This is a genomic window from Ectobacillus funiculus, assembly GCF_004138295.1.
In the GTDB taxonomy this organism is placed as follows: Bacteria; Bacillota; Bacilli; order Bacillales; family Bacillaceae_G; genus Ectobacillus; species Ectobacillus funiculus.
On record NZ_SCFM01000017.1, the window covers coordinates 127,339 to 153,336 of the forward strand.

Below are 25,998 nucleotides of genomic sequence, written 5' to 3' on the forward strand. Positions count from 1 at the left end.
ATAAAAACTATACCATAATGTCATATAACATTATATTGTAGATTTTAAAAAGAGTAAATATTCAAAGTTTTATTAAGATAGATTAATATTCCACCTTCCACATATAACGTCTTGTACTTAACGGATGATTACGCGCTTCTGCTAGCTCTTCTGCATACTTACGTAATACACTGTTTAAGATTAACGGCGCAATGTATCCTTTTACCTCTTCATCGATACCTGCAAGATCGTATTCCTTTGCATCTAAGATAGTAAGCTTCTTTCCGTAGCGCTTAGAGAAGGACAGCGCTCTCTCTTCCAACGCTCTTGTTTCATCTAACCCCAGCAGGATGATAAATGGTACTTTCTCATCAATAATTTCAAATGGACCATGGAAATACTCACCAGCATGGATTGCGTGTGAATGAATCCACTGCATCTCCATAAGAATACAAATACTGAAGGAATAAGCAACTCCATAGTTAGCGCCACTTGCCATTGTATAGATGACAGGCTCTTTTGCATGGGATGCTGCGAACACCTTTGCATTTTCGCCTTCTTGTTGCAATGCTTTTTCATACACAGCTTGTAAATTCTCTAAGCTTGTGACTAACCTTACAAACTTTTCATTGTTTTCAACAACATGCAATATCCCAAAGACTAATTGATATAAAACGCCAAGATTAGTGTCGAAAGCGCTTACATCGTTACCCCATTCATATTTCAAGAAACGATCTGAGTTTTTGGCTAATGGAGACTCTGGCTCATTCGTCAAAGCTACTGTATAAGCCCCTTTTTCTTTTGCAAACTTAGCGGCCTCTACTGTTTCAGGAGTCGTTCCGGACATGGAACACAAAATAACTAGTGATTCTTCCCCTAGTTGACGTGGATTTCGATGAATAAACTCATTTGAACTATACAAATCAGAAACAAGTTTTGTTGCTTCACGATCTAGCACATACTTCGCCGGATACATAATAGCAGAGGAACCGCCGCATGCTACAAAAAATATATTGCTGATGCTTTTACTTTGCAATTCATCCAACACAACCTGCACTTGACTGTTTACATTCGCTACCGCTTTACTCATTTCTTTCCACCTCTTATTTTCATTTTATATAACATAGTTCTTTTTAATATGTTATATATTGTTATGTTACATAATATTTTGTTATGCGTCAATATGTATTTTCTGAATTTTTCTAATGTTTCATTTATTACTCTGTTTTGAACTTATATAAATAGGACAGCTCTAAAAGTCCGCAAAAACTAGACATTTAGAACTGCCCTTTCTATCATATTAAGCAGATTTTCTCTTTTGCTCCCCAAGGATCACAGGGTTCTTCTTCAACTGGCCATAGAATAAAATACCGCTTGCAAGCAACAGCATACCAAATAAGAAAGTTTTCATATCAGCTGTTCCTGCTTTAATCACCCATAAGGAATATACTGTGGAGAGCACAGCAATCACGCCATCAACTACTCGTCCTCTTCCGTTTTCATACGTCTCACCTGTAATAACAAGCTTGAGCTGAAAAATAGAAGAAATGAAATACGGTATTAAATATGAAAGCGTTGCAATGACAATTACAAAATCAAACGCTGCAGAAATGGAATTGGAAACTGTTGAGAAAATGAATAATTGCCCAAGTAAATTTGTAACAACCAGAGAAAATATAGGAGTTCCTTTTTTATTTTCCTTCAAAAACGCCGGGATAAACATTCCCTGCTTTGCCGCTTGATACGGTACCTCAGAGCTTAACATTACCCAGCCAAGCGTAGAACCAATTAAACTAATAAGTCCTACACCAGCCAATACTTTTCCGCCAATCGGACCAAGTACAGTGGCAATTGCATCAATTAGCGGTTTATCAGAATGAATCAATGCTTCTTGATCCAACATCCCCATAACAAGTGTACTAATACCGATATAAATTGCAAGCGCAATAAACAAACCAAGTGTAGTTGCGCGTTTCACATCCACTTGCTTCCTTGCTCTAGAAGCAAATACAACAGCCGACTCTACACCGATAAATGCCCAAAGCGTCGAGAGAGCTGCATTGTTGATTTGTCCGAATAATCCAATCGCATTACCTGCCTCATCTGTCTTATCCGCGACAAATGGCAACATATTCGCTTTCTCGAATGCAAACAAAGCAACGATAATAAACAATGCAAATCCCATTATCTTTGCAGAAGTTGCCAAAAAGTTAAGTTTACCGGCATTTTCTAAACCGCGTAAAATAATAAAATGGATTGTCCATAGTAACAGCGTACATACAAGGAATGTTAATGCATTTCCTACCTTCAATGTAAAGGAACCGATTGTAAATAATTCTGCTTTACTTGTAAGTACAGGGAAAAATGTAGATAAATACCCCGCAAATGTCGTAATAATTGCAATATTACCAGCCAAGTTTCCAATCCAATATCCCCAAGAAGCCATAAAGCCCGATAAAAGCGATGCCTTTGAACCTGACTTAAACAATTCCTTAGCATAAATTTGCGGACCGCCATTTAGGTTTGGCTTACGAATTGCTAAATTTCCAAACACTAAGGCTGTCATAAGTACGCCCAAGCCAGTTAAAACCCAAGCGCCTATTACACCAGCCGGGCTGGCAACTTCAGCTAAAGAACGAGGCAGCATAAAAATACCGGACCCGACCATATTCCCGACAACAAGGGATGTCAAAATCCATAACCCGAGCTTATTTCCTTTACTCATTTTATTTGTTCCCCTCTCGACATATCCTATCGCTCAAAAGTAGATGGCTATCTGCTTTTTGCCGTTGCATGTTCTATAATCAGCACAAAAAAACACACCCTCTGACGGGTGTGCAGGCAAACTCATCCGCATCAGACAAAAAGATAGTTCATCATAGCACTCGCTATGACAGTTCTGCACCTATTCGGATACAGCCCCAGCTGCTTTGGTTGGAGAACCGCAGCGCTTCGGCAGTGCTTCCTTTCCATCGCATTCTTCAAGCTCCCCAGCTCTCCCGCTATGTACTCTTAAACACCGCAACCTCTACCTCATCTTGAGCTGATGAGGAAGTATTATTTTATTATACTAAACTAGCATACACAGAGAATATCTATGCGTCAACACGAAACATTATTCCAAATCATGCACCCTCATGATTTTAATTATTCAGAAAAAATAAAAATTCAGAATAGACAATAAAATATCTTCTCTCTTTCAAACATATTCACAAATATACAAAATATTAAAAAATTAAAATTTTATATCAAAAAGACAGGTATTGAGTTTTCAGTTACCTTGAAAATGGCTAAAAGAATGCTTTATACCCCCTTGTTTAAATTATATTAAAAAATCAAATCCAAACACTCTAACTGGTATAAATCGTATAAAACTATCCTCCCTGGAATGAAGGTACTCCTCGTTTGACCTCACTTTCATCCCACACCTAAAGGAGTGGGCTTTCCCATTCGGAAAATCTGTAATGTAAAGAAAACTCGCCGACTGGCGAGTTTCCTTTACATTGCCTTGCTATTGCTCCTTTTTCAAGCTATAGTACTTACAAAATAAATTACGAAGGAGCACAGCATGATCTATCACACTACATATATATCAGGGACATATAAAGTAAAAGGATACATTGCTTTCCCGAGCGGATTCTATATGTCACCGGTAGAATTACAGGAGAAGATGGAACAATTTTATGAAGCAGATAACCTGCCGCTTACAACGATCGCAAGCTCTACTGGAAAAGACCGGAAATTCCTCCTTTCACACAAGCTCCCTGCCTTCATCTATTGCCGAGGCGGCATCGGAAAAGTCGGCCGCGTAAAAACCGATTGGGTAGAGCAATTTGCAAATCATGGCTACATCGTCTTTGCTCCTTGCTATCGAGGAAACGAAGGCGGCGAAGGGCGTGATGAATTTGGCGGTGCTGAAAATGAGGATGTACTCTCGGCCTATCGTTTTTTGCGCAGCCTTCCATTTGTCGATGAAAACCGCATTTCTATTATGGGATTCTCGCGCGGTGCCATTAACGCAGCGCTAACTGCGGCCGCACTTCCTGATATTCACACGTTAACCCTTTGGGGCGGTGTATCCCATCTGGCGCAAACGTACGAAGAGCGGATTGACCTGCGAAGAATGCTTAAACGAGTAGTTGGCGGCTCGCCATCTAAAGTACCAGATGCGTATACAAATCGTTCACCCATCTGCATGGCGCATCGGATCACATGTCCTGTCCTCATCATGCACGGGACTGAGGATGTACAAGTAGATTTTCAGCACGGATTCAGTATGTACCAGAAGCTGCAGGAGCTTGGACATAAGGTTGAGCTGCATCAATACGCTGGCTTGGGGCATCATCTTCCGCCCCACGTCCATAAAGAAGCCTTGTCTAATATGTTTAAGTGGATCAAACAGCAATCTACTTAAATCGCTCTAATTGCTGAAGCATATTTTCCTTTGTTAAAATAGTAATTTGCCGTTCACCAAACAAATCAAAATGAGGATACTCAGAACGATGATGCAGCGCTCGCGCCGGAATACCATATGCTTCTCCCCATTTGAGCAGCTTATCCAAATCAGAACAGCCTACCTTTGTGACTGTTCTCATCTCGGGAAATCGATCATCAAGCCAATAATGGGTCAAAAACGCGATTTCCCCTCGCTTTACCTTCTCCTTCCACTCTTGCAATTCTTGTCGCTTAATTCCAAAAGCCATCTTCTCACCCTCTCTCATTAGCTTAGTTTCTTTCTAGTACGAAGGCTATATCCATGAATTTTTTCCCTTTTATCTCCTACTCTGTCTGCAGTTGATTCAACTTTCTATACTCTCCCGGCGCCACACTTGTTTCTTCAGAAAAAACAGACGTAAAATAATAGACAGAGGAAAAGCCTGTAGCTTCTGATATTTCTTTAATCGCTAAGTTTGTTGAACGCAGCATTTCAGCTGAGACTCTTACCCTTTCTTTGCGCACAAACGCTGTAAAGGATACACCTAAAATTTCACTAAATAACCGAGATAAATGCCGAGGTGAAATATGCAGATATTGAGCTACATCCGTCAAAGACAGAGGCTGGGCTAGATTATCTTGAATAAACAGCTGTGCCTGCTGAATCAGTTTATTAGCAGATGAGTGAGCGTGAGGATGTTTACGCTCATCCACAATGCTCATAGGACAAAATAATACTTGCAGCGAAAGCAGCAAACTATAGCCAAGGGACCGCAACAGTACATCTGGACACGGCTGACTCGCATGGTCCAGTAATGTTTTCCATAAAAATGCCGCTGGTGACTGCGTAGCGTCTTCAATATAAAAATCTGATGTTTCAGCAAGCCTTCTAAATAAATGAATAGTCTCTTCGGTTGAAGCACCTTCATCAATTTCAAATCCAACCCACAACAAAGATAAATTCTGCCCTTTGTGAATTCTATGCAGCTTGCCAGGACGCGAACAAAAAAAGGTCCCTTTCTGAAGTGTGTAGTCCTTGCCGTCCTCCAAGTAAAGACCTGAACCATCCAGGACATAACATATCTCAAAAAACGAATGTTTGTGAATTGGATTGTCCTGATGATTCGGATGTGCTCCCCAGTAATAAACGCGAAAAGAGGCCTCATCGCCAGGCAAATAAGCAGCTCCTTTTTGCAGTGTATAAATGGCAGTACTGATATTCATTAGGCTCCTCCAGTTAAACGAAAGATGTTATCAAGAGTTTATCAAAATACCTCTTCACAATCTAACATATTAGTAGTTATTTTATACTCAACCTGTTTACATCCATCCGTGCTTTTCTCCACTAGGTTTTCCTTAAACTCAGAAGGTGTTATGGCCAGAAAAAAAAGCAGCCTCCGTATACAAGGCTGCTCCACATTCGTTATTAATACCCTATCCATACATTTCTATTTTCAGCTAAACCCGTACAAGTAAGCTTAACCAGCAAATTTCGGATGAACACACCAGCTTGTACTAAGACGATTGCTCCCGCCCGCCGTGTGCAAACTATATATTCACAATTCAGATTACCCCTAAACGCAAGCGTTTACAATTACCATTTTAAAAATAGATAGTTATTCTTATTGGGCCTTCGCCATTGATTCCTTTGTTTTATCTTCGCCATATCGGGAACGGAAGTACGCTTCTATCTCTTCAAGCGTACGGCCATTTGTTTCTGGCATAAATTTGTAAACGAAACCAATTCCTAATAAACCAAGAGCAACGAAAACAAAGAATGTCGTGGATAAGCCTACGTAATTTAGCAATATCGGGAAAGTAAAACCAATAATAAAGTTTACAACCCATAGGAAAAATACACTAATACCAGAGCCAAGACCTCTTAACCTTTGCGGGAAAATTTCTGCAGTCACTAACCATGTTACTGGTCCAATACATCCTTGCATAAAGGCAAGGAATAGAACTGTTAAAGAAAGTACAACATAAGGTAACGCAGCAGATCCTTTCAGAACCATTGAGAAGAGCGCAATAAGGAAAAGGCATGTTGTCGTTCCGGATAAACCAATAATCAACATGGGACGACGGTTAACCCTGCCAATCATCCAAATACCAAATATTACAGCAAGCACTGAAATAAGTCCATTCGCAGTGTTCGCAATTAATGCCGTCTTTGTACCGAAACCAGATTGTTCAAGGATTTGCGTTCCATAATACATAATGGAGTTGACACCTGTGATTTGATTCACGACGGAAACTCCAATCCCAACCAGCAAAATCCGACGTAACCATGGTACGGAAAAGTCTTTCATCGTCGCTTTTTCAAGATCTGCATCTTTTCTTACTGCTTCTTCAATTTCATTAAATTCAACGTCAGCTTGTTTCTCATCACGTATTAGCTTAAGGACACGCAGCGCCTCATCTTTTTTTCCTTTTGATGCCAGCCATCTCGGGCTTTCTGGAACCTTGAGCATACCTACAAATAACAGTAAAGCTGGAATTGCAGAAATAACAAGCATATAACGCCAAACATGCCCAGTGCTAGCCATTGCAACACCAAGAATTGCGTTGATGACATAAGCTAATAATTGTCCGCCGGTAATCATAATTTCATTTTGGGCTACCATTCTACCTCGTTTCTCATGAGGTGCCATTTCTGCCAAAAAGGCTGGTACCATAGATGATGCGCCCCCAACAGCGAGCCCAAGTAAGAATCGGAAGACGATCATAATTGAAATATTAGGTGCAACTGTCGTTCCAAGTGACGCTAACAAGAATAACAGTGAAAGATTAAGGATCATTTTACGACGACCATATTGATCTGTTAATCTACCGCCGAATAAAGCACCAAATGCTGCTCCTAAAAGAAGCGAGCTTGTAACAAGCCCTTCTGTAACTGGTGTTAGATTCAGCTGGTCAGGTCTTGCCATAAAAGGTAACGCACCATTCACAACACCAGTGTCATATCCAAAAAGAAGTCCCCCAAATGTTGCCGAAATCATAATCGTTCGTAAATAACTTTTATAATTTCTTGGTTTCTTCATTCCCTGATTACTCATTACTATCATCCTCGTTTATTGTATTTTGCCAAGTTCCAGTGTATACCTTGTTACATGCAAGGTAACCAAAGAAGATGTATATTCAGTGTCAAGCACAAACTTTGGTTTAGAGCCTGATGAACTCTACAATAAGGTTTTTGAGATAGTCACTCCCAAAAACCTTATTGCAATGGCAGCTTTATCTATTGTTTATTGATATTCTACCCATACAGCACCATTGTCAGCGGAGCGCACACAATTCTCTACCCAACGAACGCCTTCTACTCCTGCCTCAATTCCTGGGTACCAAATGTTTTCTAGCGTTTTTCCATGATCTGCCGCATTCATCGCCTTCGCAAAACGAGTATAAAGATTGGACCACGCTTCAAATAAGCCCTCAGGGTGCCCACCGCCAATGCGGTCATCAGCTAATGCTTCAGAATACAGATAGTCCATTCCGCGTTCTAAAATCTGTACTGGTTTTCCTTGTACTTCATAACGCAGCTGATTAGGCTGCTCGTCCCACCATTCAATACTAGCCTTAGAACCGATCACACGAATCTTTTGTCCGTGCATGGAGCCAGCATTTACGCAGCATGACCACACAGTACCAACAGCACCATTATCATATTCCATAATTGTGTAGGCATTATCCTCTAGCGGAGCACGGCTTTTCACAAAGCTTTGGCGTGTACACAATAGTTTTTTGATTTTCATCTCTGGAAGCATAACCTCTGACAAATAGAGTGGATGTGTTCCTAAATCACCCAATACATAGCTTGGACCTGCCATTTTTGGATCCACACGCCATTTCGTACTCGCATTATTTTCTTCTACAGCTCCAGAGTGGAAGCCGTGCGCAAACTGCATATTTACAATTCGGATTTCCCCTAGATCCCCATTCGCAATCATCTGACGCGCCTGTTCAATTGCCTGATGACCTGAATAACCATATGTGATGCCAACAACACGATTCATCTTTTTCGCAAGAGCTTCTAGTTCTTTTGCCTCTTCAGTAGTAAAGCATAGAGGCTTTTCACATACTACATGCAAGCCAGCCTGCAATGCAGCCTTGCAGATTTCGTAGTGAGTGCCATTTGGAGTTGCGATTGAAACAGCTTGAATACCGTCTTCACGCTTCGCCTCTTCCGCAAACATCGTTTTATAATCAGGATAGCAGCGCTCTGGATCTACATGTAAGTTAACTCCAAAGTCCCTGCCGCGTTCCGGATTAATATCAAACGCACCAGCAACCAATTCAAAATTATAATCACGCAGCGCAGCTGAACGATGAATATAACCAATTTGACTTCCTCGTCCACCGCCTACCATTGCCCAACGAATAGATTTATCAATATTTTTTTCACCATAAATCATGTATCATTTCCCCTTTTGTTATCTTAGTTTTTTATTTGTTATCTTAATTTTTTTAATTAATAGCCAACACTCTTTAAAAAAGCTATGCTCTGACTCACATCTCGCAAACTCGTATCAGAATTTCTAGGGTCACGTTCTTGTTCAATCGTGATATATCCGTGATAATTGATTTCGTTTAGTAATTTGAGAATGGAATGATAGTCAATAATACCTTGTCCAATCGGGCACATTACCCCCTTAGCGCAAGCGTCAAAAAAGCGAATATGATCTCCCATCACTTGCTCATAAATCTCTAAATCAATATCCTTAAAGTGGATATAATCTAGCCGATCTGCATAGTTTCGAAGCCACTCCTCCGGATCCATTTTTGAATAATAGAGATGACCGGTATCAAGACATAGTCCCGCAGTTTCATAAGGAATATCCTCTAAAAGCTGCTTGATTTCGTCTTCAAATTCGATATAGCCGCCTGCATGAGGATGAATAACAGATCTTACGCCGTATTTTGTCCATGCCAGCTCCGCGAGTGCACGAATATGCGCCATCATATTATTCCAGTCCTGGTCAGATAAACGTTTTGCCCGATCTGGGTGACCAGCTGCATAATCTCTTTCCTCATGTCCCCAGTCGATGATTACCAAATAAGGAGTCGGAAAATGTTGTCCATCCTCCTGTGGAGAAGGCGGCAGCTTGGTAATCAATGAACAAATGTCATCTACTTGACGCAATAAGCTTTCTAAGTTAGCTTCTGATACCAAATCATCAAAAATTGTTCCCGCAATTATCGTCAGATCATTTTTGGCAAGCTCTGCTTGTACCCGTTCAATATCCATCGGAATATAACCATAAGGTCCTAGTTCAATCCCTTTATAACCAGCTTGTGATGCTTCCTGTAATACCCGCTCCCACGGTGGAAGATATGGATTTTTTGGATCATCTACTCCCCAACAACAAGGTGCTCCTGCAATTTTAATTCCCATTTTAAAAACTCCTATTTCTATATATATTGTTTTTGTATTTTAATTTTCACTTTTATCCTTCATCGGACATACTCCCGTTGATTCTCTATGAATTAACTTAGGTAACATTAAAACTGCTTGCTTGCTTTCATTTTTTTTCTCTATCTCTTCTACAAGTAAATCTACAGCAAGTGAACACATATTTCGAATCGGTATTTCAACTGTTGTTAAAGGAGGGTCACTGCTCTTAGATAACAAAGTGTTATCAAATCCTGTAATCGAGAGATCTTCCGGAATCTTTATGTTTTTTTCTCGTGCACCGAGAAGAGTACCTATTGCTAATATGTCATTACACGCCATGATTGCAGTCGGTGGATGTAACGAATCTAACAAATCTCCTGCTAAGTGCTGCGCATGACCCACACTCGAATCACTTATTACAATCAAGTCCTCACGGATCTCGAGATTATGATCTTGCAATGCCTTCCTATATCCACGAATGCGCTCCTGACTACTCGAGTTATCTTCTGCAACCACTGCAATTCTCCGATGGCCAAGAGCAATTAAATGGGCCGCTATCTCATATCCTCCCATGAAATTATCAACTGTTACGGTATTAATCGCTAAATGCGGCTGATATTCAGAAAGAAGTATGACTGGAACTGCTTCCTTTAATAGCTCAGAAACTACTGCTTTATTCCTAAAACCAGCGGCTAGGATAAATCCATCCACACTTTTCTGTCTTAGTAAGGACACGTAACGCTCTTCTTTCTCAGCTTTGAAATCAGTACTGCAAATAACGAGATTAAATCCATATTCAACAGCGCGATCCTCTACCGCTCTTGCCATTTCTGCAATTACGGAATTAGATATATCTGGTAATAAAAATCCTATCGTAGATGTCCGCTTTCCTGTTAATGCAGATGCAAGGACACTTGGCTTATAGTTTAGTTCCTCTGCTATTTTTAAAACCTTTTGTTTTGTTTTCTTTCCAATCGGTTGATTATTCATGACCTTTGATACAGTAGATATGGAAACCCCCGCTTTTTCTGCAACATCATAGATTGTGAGTTTCATGTAGTAGGTACCTCCTTCCTTTAACCGAACTAGATACGCGCATCACGTATAGACAGATCATCCTTTCTTTTCATCGGTTGTTTTAGGCGCTTTCTTGAAAGGCTCCAGCAATGACCTATTCCCAATCCTGTTAGGCAGGCCATCGTCTCCTTAATTATGATTAGCGGACAACACGCTTTATAAAGATACCCATTATTTTAATTTAACTACGCTATAACGGAAAGCGCTTTCGACTTGGTTTCATTATAGCAGAAACCGCTTTCCATTTATTTACGAAATAAAGACTTTTATTTATGATTTAAGGACAAAGGAATAGAAGAAAAACAATTTTTACCGATTATTTCTAATTTTCCATTCAATACTACATCACTAAATCGCAGCTGGATTACTTAAAGAAAACTCGTCGATTGGCAATCCCTGCCCTCGGGTGAAGACAGGGGGCATAGTTGCACTTACACTTTTTTCTAAAACTTTTCGCTACTTCGAGCTTGCTTCTAGCTAGAAATTTATATTTTCTGAAAGGGTAAACAAGAATAGAGAGCAGAAAAATAATGCAGCATTAATGCGGAAGCAAGAAGAACTTTAATAAATTGCTAACAAAGATAAAATTATTGAGAAATTAAAAAAGTCGATTGTCGATCGACTTTTTCTTTAGATTTTACCAATAAATTATCATTTATTTCGTGTTCAATTTTTCATAAAGCCCTTGATTATAATTAATTATAAGCGGTTGAATGTACTGCTTGGCCGTTAGCGAATTGGTTTTTCAGCTTTCTCCTCGGGTCTCAGTCTTTTTAAGATTTGTTCCTATTAAATTTTCACGCGAATTCAAGAAGGCAATAATCAATAACAAACTGGGTATCACAAGCTGTAACGGAAGATGCACAAAGCTCATGTCAAATATTGACCCTACACTATTGTGTTCCGTAACATTCCTTACCATAACCTGTCCTAGAGAGATAATAATCACACCAAGCGGAATCAAAACGGAATGATAGCTCTGCAGCTGAAATAAGTGGGCGGTTCCAATCGCAGCGCCATAGATGTATACACCTACTTTAAAAAAACCCCCTGCTACCATAATTAGGATAACAACCGCATCAATCCGCTCAAGAAAATCTGCCATGGAAACCATCCGTACTGTCACTAAAAGAGGGACATTCATTCTGTCGATCAAATAAGGGCCAATAACAGACAACACACCTAGCATATTAATAGTTAATAATATTCCTCCAGTCAACACTGCAGCCCTTCCCACTGTCTTAGCCTTCTTGCTATCGTTTAACATTGGCCAAACCATGGTGAATACAATCAATTCCCCAAATGGTAATGAGGTAAGATTAGGAAATGATGTCTTCCATACAGCTTTTATTCCTGTACCAAGTACAGGTGTAAGTTGTTTCAGATCGACAACTCCTGAAGCATAAATGATGATCCATGTGATGATCCATAATAGCAGCACAACAGGAAACACCATTTCTGCCATTCGTCCAAACACTTCAACACCACCGCGGAGAGTATAAATAATAACAGCTACAAAACTTGCCATAATTATTAGGCCAGGGGTTTCAACTAAAATGGTCGAAAGGATGAGTTCAGCAAAGTCCCGACTAATCCTCGCAGCTTGAGAGATAAAATAAATAATATAAGTGATACATAATGGATATCCAATAAATCTTCCAAAAGTAATTTGAATGATTTGAATCAATGAATTACCTGGGTAATACTCAGATAATATAGTGAAGACTGATATTAAAATAAGTCCATACAACATACCGACTAACACAGCCAGCCAAGAATCCTGTTTTGCTTCTGTTCCTATGGAAAAAATGATAGCAGTTCCTATTTCAAAAGCTAACATCAGAAGAAAGAGTTGTTTTATGCCTATTTTCTCATGATTCATTTTACCCTCACCCTTTCTTACCAAGGAACAAATGAGAAATTAATCTACGTGTCTGAATTGTCATAGTAGAACATTTCTCTCTCCAAATTATCCAATTTTTGTCCATTAGTATTATTATCGTTCATCCTCTTTTTTAAACAAAAGTTAAGTGGAGAGCTGTTGGCTTCCAACTGGAAATTTATATGTTCTTACAGTGTAAAAAGGGCAAGTTACAGTCCGTTTATAATTAGGTATTTATAACATAAATTGGAGAAATAATACTACATAAGTAAAACCATCGCTTTAATCATACTGATCAATATAAATGAAGAGGAATTCCAAAATGACAAAGATTGTTTTTTCTATTGTACTCATCTCCTTCATCGGACGGTGTATGTATTATTACATAACTGAGATGCTATCGAAGCTTTTTGTTAATATACACTTTTACACTTTCACTATTTTGGAATTGCTGATAGCGGTTATGGGTGCTTTCTACATAATTGTTACAATGATTATGTTAGTAATTTCCCTTATCCGTAGATTGTTTTTTCCATCCTTGAGAAAAGGGACATGATTCCTGCATGAAAGCGGCGGGCTCTCTCAATCCGCCTAGAAATTTGGATAAAAGGCAGCGTGGAGAATTATCAAGACTTCAACGAGAGGGGTATTTGGCATGATAAAAGAGATACTAGGTTGGTGGAAAAAATTAGGGAGTTCTGACCAAAAGCACACAAACTCTCTAGCTAAATCCTCCCCAACCATTAAAGCCCCCTTGGAAAGCGCTACACTTGGCACAAATCTTTCGCAGAATATAAAACAACTGAAAATAATCTTTGATCGCTCTTCCGACATCGTATATAGGGAATTTCAGTTAGGTGAGATTCAAAAAGGAATACTTGTTTTTTTAGATGGTCTTACGAACATGGAATTGATTGATGACGATGTTATCAAACCTTTACTGGAATACGGGAAGAACTCATTGTCACCATCCATGCTTCGTTTTGAGGAACTGGAGACTATGCTTCGAAATCAAGTAATTTCTGCTGCACAGGTAAGCAGTGGAGTACAAATCCAAGAGGTGATAGATCACGTACTGTCTGGTGACACCGCTTTAATCCTAGACGGCGTCGGACAAGCCCTATTCATCAGTGCAAAAGAATGGGAGTCCCGTTCGGTCGAAGAACCAGCGACAGAAGCAGTGATCCGCGGCCCTAGGGAGGGATTCACGGAAAGCCTACGAACCAATACGAGTCTCATTCGCAGAAGATTGAAAACCCCTCAGCTCAAAATGGAAGCATTGAAGGTAGGACAGTTATCGAAAACTGATCTCGTCATTACCTATTTGGACAGTATTGCGGATGAATCTTTAGTAGCGGAAGTCCGTGAAAGAATCAGCCGGATTGACATCGATGCGATTTTGGAAAGTGGATATATTGAAGAATTAATTGAAGACAATCCTTATACTATTTTCCCTCAGGTCCAGTACACAGAACGACCAGATAAAGTCGTCGGCAATTTATTGGAGGGGAAAGTAGGGATTATCATCGACAATACCCCTTTTGCCCTGACTGTTCCGGTTACCTTTTATGAAATGCTACAGGCCAGTGAAGACTATTATGGACGTTATATGATTTCGACGATGATCCGCTGGATTCGCTTTCTATTTTTAGTAATTGCCTTATTATTTCCATCTCTTTATGTTGCCTTGTTAACGTATCATCAGGAAATGCTTCCGAGCACTCTATTATTCAGTGTGGCTGCCTCTCGTGAAGCGGTCCCTTTTCCAGCTATTGTCGAAGCTTTGCTGATGGAAATTTCCTTTGAAGGATTGCGGGAAGCAGGGGTTCGTCTGCCGAGGCCGGTCGGACAGGCGGTGAGTATTGTCGGAGCTTTAGTAATTGGTCAGGCCGCTGTTACAGCCGGTCTTGTTTCTGCTCCGATGGTTATCGTGGTCGCCATTACCGGTATCGCTTCTTTTATCATTCCAAGCTTCGGACAGGCAATCGCAATCAGAATGCTTCGTTTCCCTATCATGATATTAGCTGGATCGCTAGGATTATACGGAATATTACTAGCCATCTTGCTTATTTTTAGCCACATGTGCCGTCTTCGTTCGTTTGGCATACCATATTTGTCTCCTATGGCCCCCTTGCATTTTGGTGACATTAAAGATGCGCTTGTCCGAGCGCCTTGGTGGAGCATGATAAATCGCCCAGAAGAGAGCGCAAAAGGAAATTCGCAACGAATGAACAAGTCGCTGCGCCCTCGGCCGCCGAAGCGTACTAAGTAGGATTTTTCACGGAAGGGTAATGCTAGATGAAAATACGAATTTTTTTGATTCTATTCTGTTTGATGATGCCGTTTCTCTCCGGCTGCTGGAGTCGAGTCGAGGTCAATGACCTGGCATTTGTAACCGCAACTGGAATCGACAAGATGGAGGATGGCAAAATCCGTGTAACACTGCAAATAGCTATTCCGCGAATGTTAGGCGCTCCAGGTCAAGGGGGCTTTGGCGGTGAAAAGGACATAGGAACCAAGGCTGTATGGGTCGTTTCAGAAAAGGGGATCACGGTTATGGATGCTTATCGGAAACTCCAAGAGAAATTGCCGCGGGAAATTTTCCTTTCCCACAGCCGTATTATTATAATTGGAGAAAAAATGGCTCGGGCCGGTGTTTCACCGATACTCGATTTTTTTACTAGATACCGGGAAGCGCGCATGCGCAGTTATGTATTATTCACAAAAGGGGAGGCTTTAAAGCATTTAAAGTTTATTCCTAAATTCGAAAAAATACCATCTGAAGTCATGAGAGAAGAAGAAGAAAGGGACATGGGATTAGGGGTAAATCTGAGGGATTTTACCCATATGCTTGTGGCAGAAGGGGTGGAACCAATTGCTTCTGAAATAGAACTCGTGCCTTCGAACGTCATCAGAGGAGAGGAATCCCCAAATCAGAAGTCTCAGTCAAAGGTGGAAACTAACGAGTCTCTCGAAGGGGCTGCGATATTCAAAAAGGATAAATTAATCGGTTGGATGAATGACAGAGAGGAGAGAGGAATTCTTTGGCTACACAATAAAATAAAAACAGGGGTAATTACGATAAACATCCCGAAAGAAAAGGGACACGGAAAAGTAAGTGTTCAAATTTTTAAGTCAGAGACAAAAATTATCCCCATTCTGAAACGAGGAGAGTTAAGCTTAAGAGTCAAAGTAAGGGTTAATGCCGATCTTTATGAAAATAGCTCGAAAATGGATTTAAGTAATCCTAGAGAGGTTCTATTTTTGGAAAAAAAGTTGGGGGAGGCAATTGAAAAAAGAATTCAAGTAACGCTTGATAAGGCACAGAATAAATTCAAGTCAGACATTTTTGGCTTTGGAACAGCTGTACAACGAAAATATCCAAAACAATGGGAAAATAAGTTTAAAGCACGCTGGGATCAGGAATTTCCCAAACTGCCAGCTAAAATTAACGTCGATGTGACGGTGGATCGTACAGGTTTAACGAAAAAATCTCTGATGTGGGAAGAGAAGGAGTTTCAGAAATGATAAAGGTAATTATGATTATAGTCTTTTTCATGCTGCTTGCTGCTCGAGATGTGCCCCAATTGATTAAGAATAAAAAATATCGAAAGGATCTGCTCATATACAGCTGTTTGATGTTGATAGGATTAATCTTGAGTATTCTTGCAGCTTTCCACATTTATCTTCCCATTTGGGTGCAGAGCTGACTTCAGGTTTTGTGTCCTTTGCCCTTCTAGACACTCATTTGAAAGGTTATACCTTCTTGCAAGTGCAAACATGCCTATAAATATGTATGACCTGCACCTCATTGTTAGCTGTGTCTAATAATGGGGTGCAGGTCAGTAGCGTTAGTTATCCATTATATCCTATTTACGAAATATGAAAATTTAGTTTATCAACAGCTTCTCATAACAACACTTTATTTTAACAATGCTCTCAGAAAGTCTAATTTCAGCTTCGCATTATCTTTGCTAATAACATCTACGCCCGTATCAATATTTTTTTTAACATCTTCTCCCTTGATGACCTTTAATGCAGTTTCAATACTGATATACCCCATATCATAAGGATTTTGTGCTACTGTCCCAGTTAAGGTTCCATTTTCTATTAACTCAATCATTTCAATAAGTCCATCCGCTCCTACGACTGGCATGTTAAGCCCCTGTTCCTTAATGACATCTAAGGCATCCATTGCCTTTGTGTCGGTTGTGACATATACACCTTTTATATCAGGATGCTTCTGCAAAATCGCTGTCATTACTTCTCTAGTTGTTGAAGATTCATTTGATGCATTTACTTGTTCCGTCACAACTTTGATTCCTGCATTTTCCAAACCAAATGTAGCTCCTTTGATCCGTTCCCTGAAAACTGGATAAGTTAAATCCTCAGCCAAGAAGGGAAGGGCTACCTCATCTCCTGGCTGCAGCTGCGAAGCTAGTAATTCCCCTGCTTTTCTGCCCAGCTCAAAGTTATCGGTGCCAATATAGGCAGTTTTATGTTCTAAAGGGATGTCTGTATCTACTAATAATACAGGAATCTTATTTTCAACAAATTTCTTTAAAATAGACATAACAGCAGGTGATCCATCAGGAGAAACAACTACTACATCTGGATGCTCGTTAAGAACTCTTTTTAATGTAGACTCTAGTACATCCTTTTTTGATGTGTTACCGGGTGCGACAACTTTACCATTTATATCAAACTCTTGAAATCCCTTTTCCGCTCCTGCCTTCACAATATTCCAATACTGGGAATCCATTTCTTGTAAAACAACTACCACTTTAGGTTCATCACCCGTTCCACGGAACTTGACTAGGTATCCGATTACGGCGGCTAGAAACAGCGAACTAATTAATAGAATGTACCACTTCCTTCTCATCATTTATCTCCTTGCTATCAAAGTTTTGCAATTTCATAACATTAGGGACAAATAGGCCACTGTTTATGTTTTGATTGCTAAATCAAGCTATGTTTCCCTTCAATAAAATGAATTGCTCCTGATTTTACACACATAACCGTCAATTGCATTTTCTTTTTCTGTATTATAGCATAAAATCTTAGCTTAATCCCTTTGTAGCCAGCTTGTGACGCTTTCTGGAGCATCAATTCCGATGTTGAGAGAACAACATTTCTAGATCATCTGTACCCCTGTTAAAGGAGGATTACTGTTCTTAGATAACAAAGCGTTATCTAATCCCGTGATAGAGAGGTTTTTCAGGAATTAAGTTGTTTAATTTAAGTATATCATAACAGAAAGCGCTTTTTTCATTTGCAAAATGGAGACACTTCCTTGTGTATCTTTCAATTTGGGTACAGGGTTGATATCATTTCTAGGTTCTCTGCTTTGATGAAGGCAGCTCTTTCATCTGATGCAAAGCAAAAGCCCATACAAACGCTTACAAATGCGTTTGTATGGGCCTTCCCTAACAAGCTCTAACCAGTTCTACTATCTTAACTTCTAAAGTTATCCTCTATTTGTTCTAATGATAGGCCTCTAGTCTCTGGTAAAGCTTTCGCTACATAGATGATTCCCGCAATACCGAACATTGAAAACTTCATAATATAACCTTATCATCAAGGTTAAAAACCATTCAAACACTTATCGTTTACAGTTATAATTATAGGACAACATATAATAGTTTTATTTGTATTATTATGACACATTTTTTATACTCAAAGGACATCTTATTAAGTAAATACGTTTTCTTTCCAGAAGTCTCACTCACATTTTATTCTAAGAATGGCTATATGATTAATTCATATTCCTATCAACTGTCATGACACAGGATAAAGAAAACTCGTCGATTGGCAAGCCGATAGGCGAAGACAGAGACGTAGTTGCACTTATACTGTATCCCTAAAATTTCTCGCCACGTCGAGTTGGCTTCCGGCTAGAAATTTATACGTTCTTACAGTGTAAAGAAAACTCGTCGATTCGAAGACAGAGACGTAGTTGCACTTATACTGTATTCCTAAAATTTCTCGCTACGTCGAGTTGGCTTCCGGCTAGAAATTTATACGTTTTTACAGTGTTAGAAACATAAATAGACCGCAAAACTGTCGCTTTGCGGTCTACTTATCTTTTGTCTTATTAGGATAAAAATCATTCTTGCAACATATCCCATGTGATAATACTTCATTTCAGCAATTCTCTTAGGAAATCTAATTTCAGCTTCGCATTATCTTTGCTAATAACATCTACGCCCGTATCAATATTTTTTTTAACATCTTCTCCCTTGATGACTTTTAATGCAGTTTCAATGCTGATATACCCCATATCATAAGGATTTTGCGCCACTGTCCCAGTTAAGGTTCCCTTTTCTATTAACTCAATCATTTCGCTAATTCCATCGGCTCCTATGACTGGCATGTTAAGCCCCTGTTCCTTAATGACCTCTAAGGCATCCATTGCCTTTGTGTCGGTTGTGGCATATACACCTTTTATATCAGGATGTTTCTGCAAAATCGCTGTCATTATTTCTCTAGTTGTTGAAGCCTTATTTGATACGTTTAATTGTTCTGTCGCAACTTTGATTCCTGCATTTTCCAAACTAACTGTGGCACCTTTTATCCGATTTCCTGAAACCGGATAAGTTAAATCCTCAGCCAAGAAGGGAAGGGCTACCTCATCTCCAGGCTGCAGCTGCGACGCTAGCAATTCTCCTGCTTTTCTGCCTAACTCAAAGTTATCTGTGCCGATATAAGAGGCTTTATGCTCTAAAGGAATGTCTGTGTCTACTAGTAATACAGGAATCTTATTTTCAACAAATTCCTTTAAAATAGACATAACAGCTGGTGATGATGCATCAGGGGCAACAACTAATACATCTGGACGCTCATTAAGAATTCCTTTTAATGTATACTCTAGTGCATCTTTTTTTGATGTGTTGCCGGGTGCGACAACTTTACCATTTATATCAAATTCTTGAAATCCCTTTTCCGCTCCTGCCTTCACAATATTCCAATATTGTGAATCTAGTTCTTGTAAAACAACGACAACTCTAGGTCTATCGTCTGTTCCACGGAACTTGACTATACAGCCTATTACAATCACTAGAAGCAACGAACTAATCAATGGGATACGCTGCTTCTTTTTCATCATCTATCTCCCTGTCATCAAAGCTTTGCGATTTCACAGCATTAAGATTAAGTATGTCCCTTGATACGAATGCTTCCTGCTTAGCTCCACTCAGCATGCTACTCACTAGCAGCATGCACTTTTATTAGCGGAAAATACGATCAATTTGTTGAATCTCTTCATTCGTTAAATGAACGTCTAATGTTTTTAAATTGTCTAATACTTGATCTGCTCTCTTTGCCCCTGGAATTATAGCATCAATAGAATCACGTGTTAAATACCAAGCCAGAACTACGTGAGCTATTTCTGTACCTTTCGCATCTGCAATTTTGCGGATTTGCTCTACTTTTTGTAAATTTTGTACAAACACTTCTTTTTGGAAATATGGCAATTCTGCACGCAAGTCATTAAAGACCATATTTTCATTATATTTACCGGCTAATAATCCGGATCCAAGTGGGAAATAAGGAATAAACGAGATATTCTGTTCTGTTGTGTATGGCAGCAATTCTTTTTCTGCATCCCGTTGCAGCAAATTGTATTCGCCTTGATATACATCAACATATCCATCTTTATTCGCTTCTTTTAATTGATCTATAGTAAAATTGGAAACGCCGATTGCTCTAATTTTACCTTCATCCTTTAATTGTTTTAAAGCACCAACTGCTTCATCCTTCGGTGTATCATTATCCGGAAAATGAATATAGTATAAATCGATATAATCTGTTCCAAGACGTTTTAAACTTGCTTCAACTTCTTTCTTTAAAAAAGCTGGTGAGTTGTCAAACACCTCATCTGTTCCAACAAATTTGTGTGCGCCTTTTGTAGCAAGAACCACCTCTGAACGATTTCCTCTTTCTTTTAATACTTCACCGATTAATTCCTCTGAGCGTTCTGGTCCGTATATAAAAGCCGTATCTAAAAAATTAATACCATTATTTAATGCTGTTCGAACTAACTCTTTTCCTGCTTCTTCGTCTAGGTTTGGATAAAGATTATGACCGCCAACTGCGTTTGTTCCAAGTCCAATCGGATTTACATATAAATCTGTTTTTCCAAGTCGTGTTTGTTTTACCATTTTAATGTCTCTCCTTCTTATCATCGATAATATGATACTAATCAACTGCTATCATTAAATCAACATTCCCCGAAACCTATACTATTGAGGAACATCAGGATATTGATACTGCTTGTAATCGAACTGGCCTTTCTACATGGGCCTGTTCAATATCTTCAGTTGTTAACTCTAGCAATTTTTCTAAGAATTTTATCGTGTCTGTTTTGTATTGGATGTCTTCTGTTGTACAAACATCTTCTCTTTTCACCTTTGTTATACATTTATTTAAAGATGCTTGATAACCCTTTGTTTGAATAAACCATTCTCCCAAAAGCTTCTTTGTTGCTGCTCTTTCAGCTTCGTTTTTAACCGCAAATAAGCTCTCCGTCTCAGTTTCTTTTAATGTAATTAAACTGAAATCATGATTCATACAAATATGAAAATAATTTCTTTGACTGCTATGATATCTTCCTTCTCTTAAAAGAAAGTACCCAATCCCAAACTGAACATCATAAAATGGACTATCTATAGTTGGAACATGAAGTTCTTTTATTTCAATATTTTCTGCCAAATCTAAATAGATCTCTAAACCATATACAGTATTAATGACTTTTGCATCCAATAGATTCATACTGTTTTTCCTCTCTTTCACATTACAATCTTGCTTTATCTGCTTTGAAGGTTAAAGTTATAAAGCTACTTATGGCTTGATTACTAAGTCTGGCTTCTTTTTCAAGCTATGCTTCCCATCAATAAAACGAACTGTCCCTGATTTCGCACGCATTACAACTGAATGTGTCGTTCCTACATTTCCGTTGTATTGAACCCCTTTTAACAGCTCCCCATCAAGTTACACCGGTTGCAGCGAAAATGGCATCATCACCTTTTACAAGGTCCTCCATTCGTAATACTTGGTTTACATCCTCGATCCCCATTTTTTTGCAGTGCCCTAATTCTTCTTCGCTTTGCGGCAAAAGTTTTCCTTGAATCATCTTTTCATGTCGTTCTCGATTTAAAATCGTAACAACTAAATCCTCAACTTCTTTATTTTTCGCCTTCGCCTCCGGCTGGAAACTTATACTTTCCTACAGTGTAAAAAACATGGTGCCTTTCGTAATCATCCGCATCCTATAACCCTATCAATTGGTTCTGATACAGAAACTAATTTTTTTATATCTTGCAACATAAAAACTGGGATGGGGAAAAAACTCAGTTTACCTGAAGGTGTAATAATTCGTTTCCATTGAATTTCACCCTCAATCTCAACTCTTTCCCCAACAATTAAAGAAACCTCTAATTCTTCACTTAAAATGGGAAGAATCTTAATTCGATCTTCCCCTACCTGAACTCCATGCTCAGCCTCAAGAAAGAAGATGCACTCGTTATTGTTATACCAAAGCTTTGGATACGGTCTTTGTTTGAAAACTTCTCCTGTAATTCTCATCAAAATCTCTCCTGGTTAATCCTGTGATAAAGAAAACTCGCCGATTGGCAAGCCCTGCCCTTGGGCGTAGACAGAAGCGTAGCCCTACTTACACCGTATTCCTAAAATTCTCCGATACGTCGAATGAACTTTCTAGCCAGGAATTTATACGTCCTTACAGTGTAAAGAAAACTCGCTGGCTGGCGAGCCATTAGGTAAAGAGGGAAGCATAATTGCACTCATACTTTGCTCTTAAAGTGTAAAAAAAAGGACAACTTCACCAACAAGGTAAAGTCTGTCCAAATTGAAGCGGAACTCGTATATAAGTTATCTGAAATAGCTTATAGCTCACAAATTTAACGGGTTATATACGGTTCCTATTTTTTTAGCAAACCATTTTTACGCTAGAGCGTCTTCTTTTGCTTTATGGCTTGTTTTAAACTCTCTTATTTTGCCTTTGACCGCAGCTACGATTGCCTCTCTAGCCGGTGTAATGATTGCTCGAGGTTCATATACTTTCTCATCAGCAGCTAAAACCTCACGGACAGCTTGCGCCCATGCTTGGATGTTCTCTGTATTGACATTAATTTTGGCATGGCCAAGCTCAATTGCCTTCTGGATTTGATAATCAGGAATTCCTGAGCCTCCGTGTAGGACAAGCGGCACATTTGTCAATTCAGAAATTTGCTTCATCTCATCAAAGCCTAACTGCGGCTCTCCTTGATATGGTCCATGAACCGAACCTAAAGCAGCTGCCAAAGCGTCGATTCCTGCTTCTTTTACAATTCGCAAACACTCATTAGGATCAGCATACTTGATTCCGCCCACTAGTCCATCTTCCATGCCGCCAACTGTGCCAACTTCCGCTTCTACAGATACTCCTCTTGGACGCGCGTAGTCCACAACTTGTTTCGTCATAGCGATATTCTCATCAATTGAATGATGGGAACCGTCAATCATAACCGATGTAAATCCAGCATCAATTGCCTTTTGGCAGCGTTCTACACTCATTCCATGATCTAAATGCAGTACAACTGGAACAGTAATGGACATTTCTTCTACAAGACTTCTGACCATTGCAGCAATCGTCTTAAAGCCTCCCAAATAATCAACAAGTCTATCAGACGCCGCCAGTATGATAGGCGCTTGTTCTTCTTCAGCGGCTTGTAAAAAAGCTTGTGCGAATTCCAGGTTATTTATATTATATTGACCTACAGCGTAATTACCTTCCTTAGCCTTGCGCAACAGGTCTTTCATAGATACTAAAGTCACTGGCATCGTCCCCCCTTCATAAAGATATCGTTACTATTAATATTGCTTAGCCTTTTTCAATTTTTCTTGCTTTAATTCATATGCCTTTTGAACGCCTTCCTGATTAGACACTTCAGGTACTCCAAGGTTCCACCAGCTGCCCTCGTAGCCGTCTGTCATTGTTTTCGGAAGAACTTTCATTTCAATTAAAGTGGATTTATCTTGGTTTTTCGCATCTTCTAAAGCTGCCTTTAATTCTTCCACTGTATTAGCTCGGTATGATTTAGCACCATATGCTTCAGCTAATTTTGCGTAATCAATATTTAAGATTTGATTGTCTTCTGTTCTGAATTCACAGAAGTAGCTGCCGTTGCCAAAATCCATTTGCAGATTGTTAATGCAGCCATATCCAGAGTTATCAAATAGAAGTACATTAATCTTTTTATTGTACTGAATAGCTGTAACCAATTCAGAGTGCAGCATCAGGAAGCTGCCATCGCCAACGATTGTGTATACCTCTTTTGTTGGATCAGCCAATTTCAAGCCTAGTGTACCTGATACTTCGTATCCCATGCATGAATAACCATATTCAAGATGGTATGTGTTTGGCACCTCTGAATGCCATAAACGCTGAAGATCTCCAGGAAGTGAGCCAGCTGCACAAATAATGATGCTATCAGGATCAATTGTGTCATTAATAGCGATCAATGCAGTTGTTTGCGGTAGCTCTGTATTTAACACATCCGCATATTCATTTAATACTTCTTGTGAGAAGTGATTTTTAATTTCAGGATCAAAGTTCTCTCTATTAAAGACAACTTTGCTTAAACGATCACGCTCTGCTAACCACTCTTGTTTTACTGCAGTGATTGTATCGCCAAACTCGCTCTCGTACCCTTCCAGCATTGGAATTAATGCTTCCAAAGTTGATTTCGCATCCGCTACAACAGGGAACGCATCTAGTTTGTACGCCTGCATACGGCTCACGTTAATATTTAAGAATTTTGTTGTTTCAAAATCAAAAATTGTTTTAGAAGAAGTTGCAAAGTCAGTAAATCTTGTACCAATACCGATAACTAAATCAGCCTGTTGTGCTGCTTTATTCGCTGCTAACGTTCCCGTAATTCCTAATCCACCTAGGTTATTGCTGAATGAGGACTCAACAGTTGATTTACCAGCTTGCGTTTCTACTAATGGAATATTATATCGTTGTGAGAACTCGATTAAAGCCTCGCGTGCTTCTGAATATTTAGCTCCGCCGCCAACAACAACTACTGGCTTTTTGCTTGCTTTAATAAGTTCAGCTGCACCGTTTAATTCACGGTCATTTGGTAAGCGGCGATCGATGAAATGCACACGCTTCTCAAAGAATTTCTCATCATAATCGAATGCTTCCCCTTCCACATCCTGTGAAATACAGATTGTAGCAGGACCTGCCTTTGCTGGATCCGTCATTACTTCAAATGCGCGAATTAAGCTTGACATCAATTGTTCAGGACGTGTAATACGGTCCCAATATCTTGATACTGGCTGTAAGGCATCATTTGTCGTAATTGCAATGCTGTGTTCTTGCTCCATTTGTTGCAACACTGGATCTGGCTGACGTGTAGCATACGTATCAGCTGGTAGCAACAAGATTGGAATATTGTTAGCAAGAGCTGTTCCTGCTGCCGTTACCAAGTTTGCAGAGCCTGGTCCGCTTGAAGTTGTAACAGCATATATTTTTTTGCGCAGCATTTGTTTGCTGTAAGCAATAGCTGCGTGCGCCATTCCTTGTTCATTTTTTCCTTGGATTACTTTTAAATGACCGGAATCTTGTTCAAGCGCTTGGCCAATTCCAAGTACATTACCATGACCAAAGATATTAAAAATTCCCTCAACAAATGGAGTTTCCTGACCATCAATAGAAACATATTGTTGATTAAGAAATTTAATTAATGCTTGAGCTGTTGTTAAGCGAATTGTTCCCATTAGTTTGTCACTCCTACCTCGATGTAAGATCCTTCAGCAATTAATTGCTCAATTTCTTCCACTGTTGGCATTGCTTCGGAAGAGCTATGCTTGCTTACAACAATAGAAGCTGATGCACCGCCGTATTTTAAAGCTGTTTCAATCTCTTTTCCGCTGATTAAAGCATATAAGAACGCAGAAGCGTAAGAATCACCTGCACCGAACGTTTTTAATACATTTGTCTTGTATGCGCGGCCTCTGAATGTTTCACCTGATTTTGTGTAAGCATAGGATCCTTCTACACCGTGCTTGATAACAACCAATTCAGGGGAATGATTAAACAAGTAGCTGATTGTATCTTCGTTCTTTCCGCCTTCTTTGCTTTCCATCACATCATATTCATCACGTGTACCGATCACAACATCTGCCTGTTCTGCAACTAATGAGCAATACACAGCTGTTTCCTCAGGAG

General features: G+C 39.5%; 21 protein-coding genes, 1 pseudogene and 1 riboswitch. Of the genes and pseudogenes, 4 read left to right on the plus strand and 18 right to left on the minus strand.

Going from position 1 to position 25,998, the window contains the following annotated elements:
- Positions 1-82 precede the first annotated feature (82 nt).
- Both EP737_RS13435 and EP737_RS13440 read right to left on the minus strand, forming a co-directional pair.
- Positions 83-1,069: an SIS domain-containing protein gene (locus EP737_RS13435; RefSeq protein WP_129728482.1), complete on the minus strand. Its 987-nt coding sequence runs from the start codon at positions 1,067-1,069 to the stop codon at positions 83-85.
- 210 nt (positions 1,070-1,279) lie between these two features.
- Positions 1,280-2,704, minus strand: a complete 1,425-nt coding sequence (locus EP737_RS13440; RefSeq protein WP_129728483.1) for an amino acid permease — start codon at positions 2,702-2,704, stop codon at positions 1,280-1,282.
- A gap of 136 nt (positions 2,705-2,840) precedes the next feature.
- Positions 2,841-3,018: riboswitch (Lysine riboswitch) on the minus strand.
- A 529-nt stretch (positions 3,019-3,547) separates the two neighbouring features.
- On the opposite strand from EP737_RS13440, the gene EP737_RS13445 reads away from it, so the two are divergent.
- Positions 3,548-4,393, plus strand: coding sequence for an alpha/beta hydrolase family protein (locus EP737_RS13445; RefSeq protein ID WP_129728484.1), 846 nt, complete (start codon positions 3,548-3,550; stop codon positions 4,391-4,393).
- On the opposite strand, the gene EP737_RS13450 is transcribed toward EP737_RS13445, so the two are convergent.
- The 7 genes from EP737_RS13450 to EP737_RS13480 form a co-directional block, all read right to left on the minus strand.
- Complete coding sequence (locus EP737_RS13450) at positions 4,386-4,682, minus strand: hypothetical protein (protein WP_129728485.1); 297 nt, start codon at positions 4,680-4,682, stop codon at positions 4,386-4,388. The two genes, EP737_RS13445 and EP737_RS13450, sit on opposite strands and share 8 nt — an antisense overlap.
- A gap of 76 nt (positions 4,683-4,758) precedes the next feature.
- Complete coding sequence (locus EP737_RS13455) at positions 4,759-5,637, minus strand: AraC family transcriptional regulator (RefSeq protein WP_129728486.1); 879 nt, start codon at positions 5,635-5,637, stop codon at positions 4,759-4,761.
- A 398-nt stretch (positions 5,638-6,035) separates the two neighbouring features.
- On the minus strand, positions 6,036-7,454 hold the full coding sequence (locus tag EP737_RS13460; RefSeq protein WP_129728511.1) for a sugar porter family MFS transporter: 1,419 nt from the start codon (positions 7,452-7,454) through the stop codon (positions 6,036-6,038).
- Between the two features lie 204 nt (positions 7,455-7,658).
- Positions 7,659-8,825 carry a Gfo/Idh/MocA family protein gene (locus tag EP737_RS13465; protein WP_129728487.1) on the minus strand — a complete coding sequence of 389 codons (1,167 nt, stop codon included), beginning with the start codon at positions 8,823-8,825 and terminating at the stop codon, positions 7,659-7,661.
- Between the two features lie 56 nt (positions 8,826-8,881).
- On the minus strand, positions 8,882-9,805 hold the full coding sequence (locus tag EP737_RS13470; RefSeq protein ID WP_129728488.1) for a sugar phosphate isomerase/epimerase family protein: 924 nt from the start codon (positions 9,803-9,805) through the stop codon (positions 8,882-8,884).
- Between the two features lie 39 nt (positions 9,806-9,844).
- Positions 9,845-10,861: a LacI family DNA-binding transcriptional regulator gene (locus EP737_RS13475; RefSeq protein WP_129728489.1), complete on the minus strand. Its 1,017-nt coding sequence runs from the start codon at positions 10,859-10,861 to the stop codon at positions 9,845-9,847.
- 766 nt (positions 10,862-11,627) lie between these two features.
- Positions 11,628-12,764, minus strand: a complete 1,137-nt coding sequence (locus EP737_RS13480) for a GerAB/ArcD/ProY family transporter (RefSeq protein WP_129728490.1) — start codon at positions 12,762-12,764, stop codon at positions 11,628-11,630.
- Between the two features lie 655 nt (positions 12,765-13,419).
- Between EP737_RS13480 and EP737_RS13485 the strand changes: the two genes are divergently transcribed.
- Genes EP737_RS13485 through EP737_RS13495 form a run of 3 tightly spaced genes read left to right on the plus strand, consistent with a single transcriptional unit; the run spans position 13,420 to position 16,474 of the window.
- Positions 13,420-15,036, plus strand: a complete 1,617-nt coding sequence (locus EP737_RS13485) for a spore germination protein (RefSeq protein ID WP_129728491.1) — start codon at positions 13,420-13,422, stop codon at positions 15,034-15,036.
- A 26-nt stretch (positions 15,037-15,062) separates the two neighbouring features.
- A complete protein-coding gene (locus EP737_RS13490) occupies positions 15,063-16,292 on the plus strand; it encodes a Ger(x)C family spore germination protein (RefSeq protein ID WP_129728492.1) in 1,230 nt (409 codons plus the stop codon).
- Positions 16,289-16,474, plus strand: a complete 186-nt coding sequence (locus tag EP737_RS13495; protein ID WP_129728493.1) for a hypothetical protein — start codon at positions 16,289-16,291, stop codon at positions 16,472-16,474. The genes EP737_RS13490 and EP737_RS13495 overlap by 4 nt, the downstream gene beginning before the upstream one ends.
- A 212-nt stretch (positions 16,475-16,686) precedes the next feature.
- Here the strand turns inward: EP737_RS13495 and EP737_RS13500 are convergent, their stop codons facing one another.
- From EP737_RS13500 to EP737_RS13540, 9 genes and pseudogenes are all read right to left on the minus strand, one after another.
- A complete protein-coding gene (locus tag EP737_RS13500; RefSeq protein ID WP_165350787.1) occupies positions 16,687-17,646 on the minus strand; it encodes a sugar ABC transporter substrate-binding protein in 960 nt (319 codons plus the stop codon).
- Between the two features lie 1,257 nt (positions 17,647-18,903).
- Positions 18,904-19,866, minus strand: coding sequence for a sugar ABC transporter substrate-binding protein (locus tag EP737_RS13505; protein WP_205650939.1), 963 nt, complete (start codon positions 19,864-19,866; stop codon positions 18,904-18,906).
- 124 nt (positions 19,867-19,990) lie between these two features.
- Entirely contained in the window at positions 19,991-20,923 is a 933-nt protein-coding gene (locus EP737_RS13510; RefSeq protein WP_129728496.1) for an aldo/keto reductase, read from the minus strand.
- 94 nt (positions 20,924-21,017) lie between these two features.
- Positions 21,018-21,533, minus strand: a complete 516-nt coding sequence (locus tag EP737_RS13515; protein WP_129728497.1) for a hypothetical protein — start codon at positions 21,531-21,533, stop codon at positions 21,018-21,020.
- A gap of 69 nt (positions 21,534-21,602) precedes the next feature.
- Positions 21,603-21,885: pseudogene (locus tag EP737_RS13520) on the minus strand (fructose-bisphosphatase class II); the annotation flags it as partial.
- Positions 21,886-22,019: 134 nt separating this feature from the next.
- Positions 22,020-22,346 (minus strand): hypothetical protein, encoded by a 327-nt coding sequence (locus EP737_RS13525; protein ID WP_129728498.1) that lies wholly within the window; start codon positions 22,344-22,346, stop codon positions 22,020-22,022.
- Between the two features lie 378 nt (positions 22,347-22,724).
- A complete protein-coding gene (gene fba, locus EP737_RS13530) occupies positions 22,725-23,597 on the minus strand; it encodes a class II fructose-1,6-bisphosphate aldolase (protein ID WP_165350791.1) in 873 nt (290 codons plus the stop codon).
- A 36-nt stretch (positions 23,598-23,633) separates the two neighbouring features.
- On the minus strand, positions 23,634-25,547 hold the full coding sequence (gene iolD / locus EP737_RS13535) for a 3D-(3,5/4)-trihydroxycyclohexane-1,2-dione acylhydrolase (decyclizing) (protein ID WP_129728500.1): 1,914 nt from the start codon (positions 25,545-25,547) through the stop codon (positions 23,634-23,636).
- On the minus strand, positions 25,547-25,998 hold a 452-nt coding region (locus EP737_RS13540; protein WP_215628810.1), incomplete at its 5' end, for a PfkB family carbohydrate kinase. The genes iolD and EP737_RS13540, both read right to left, overlap by 1 nt.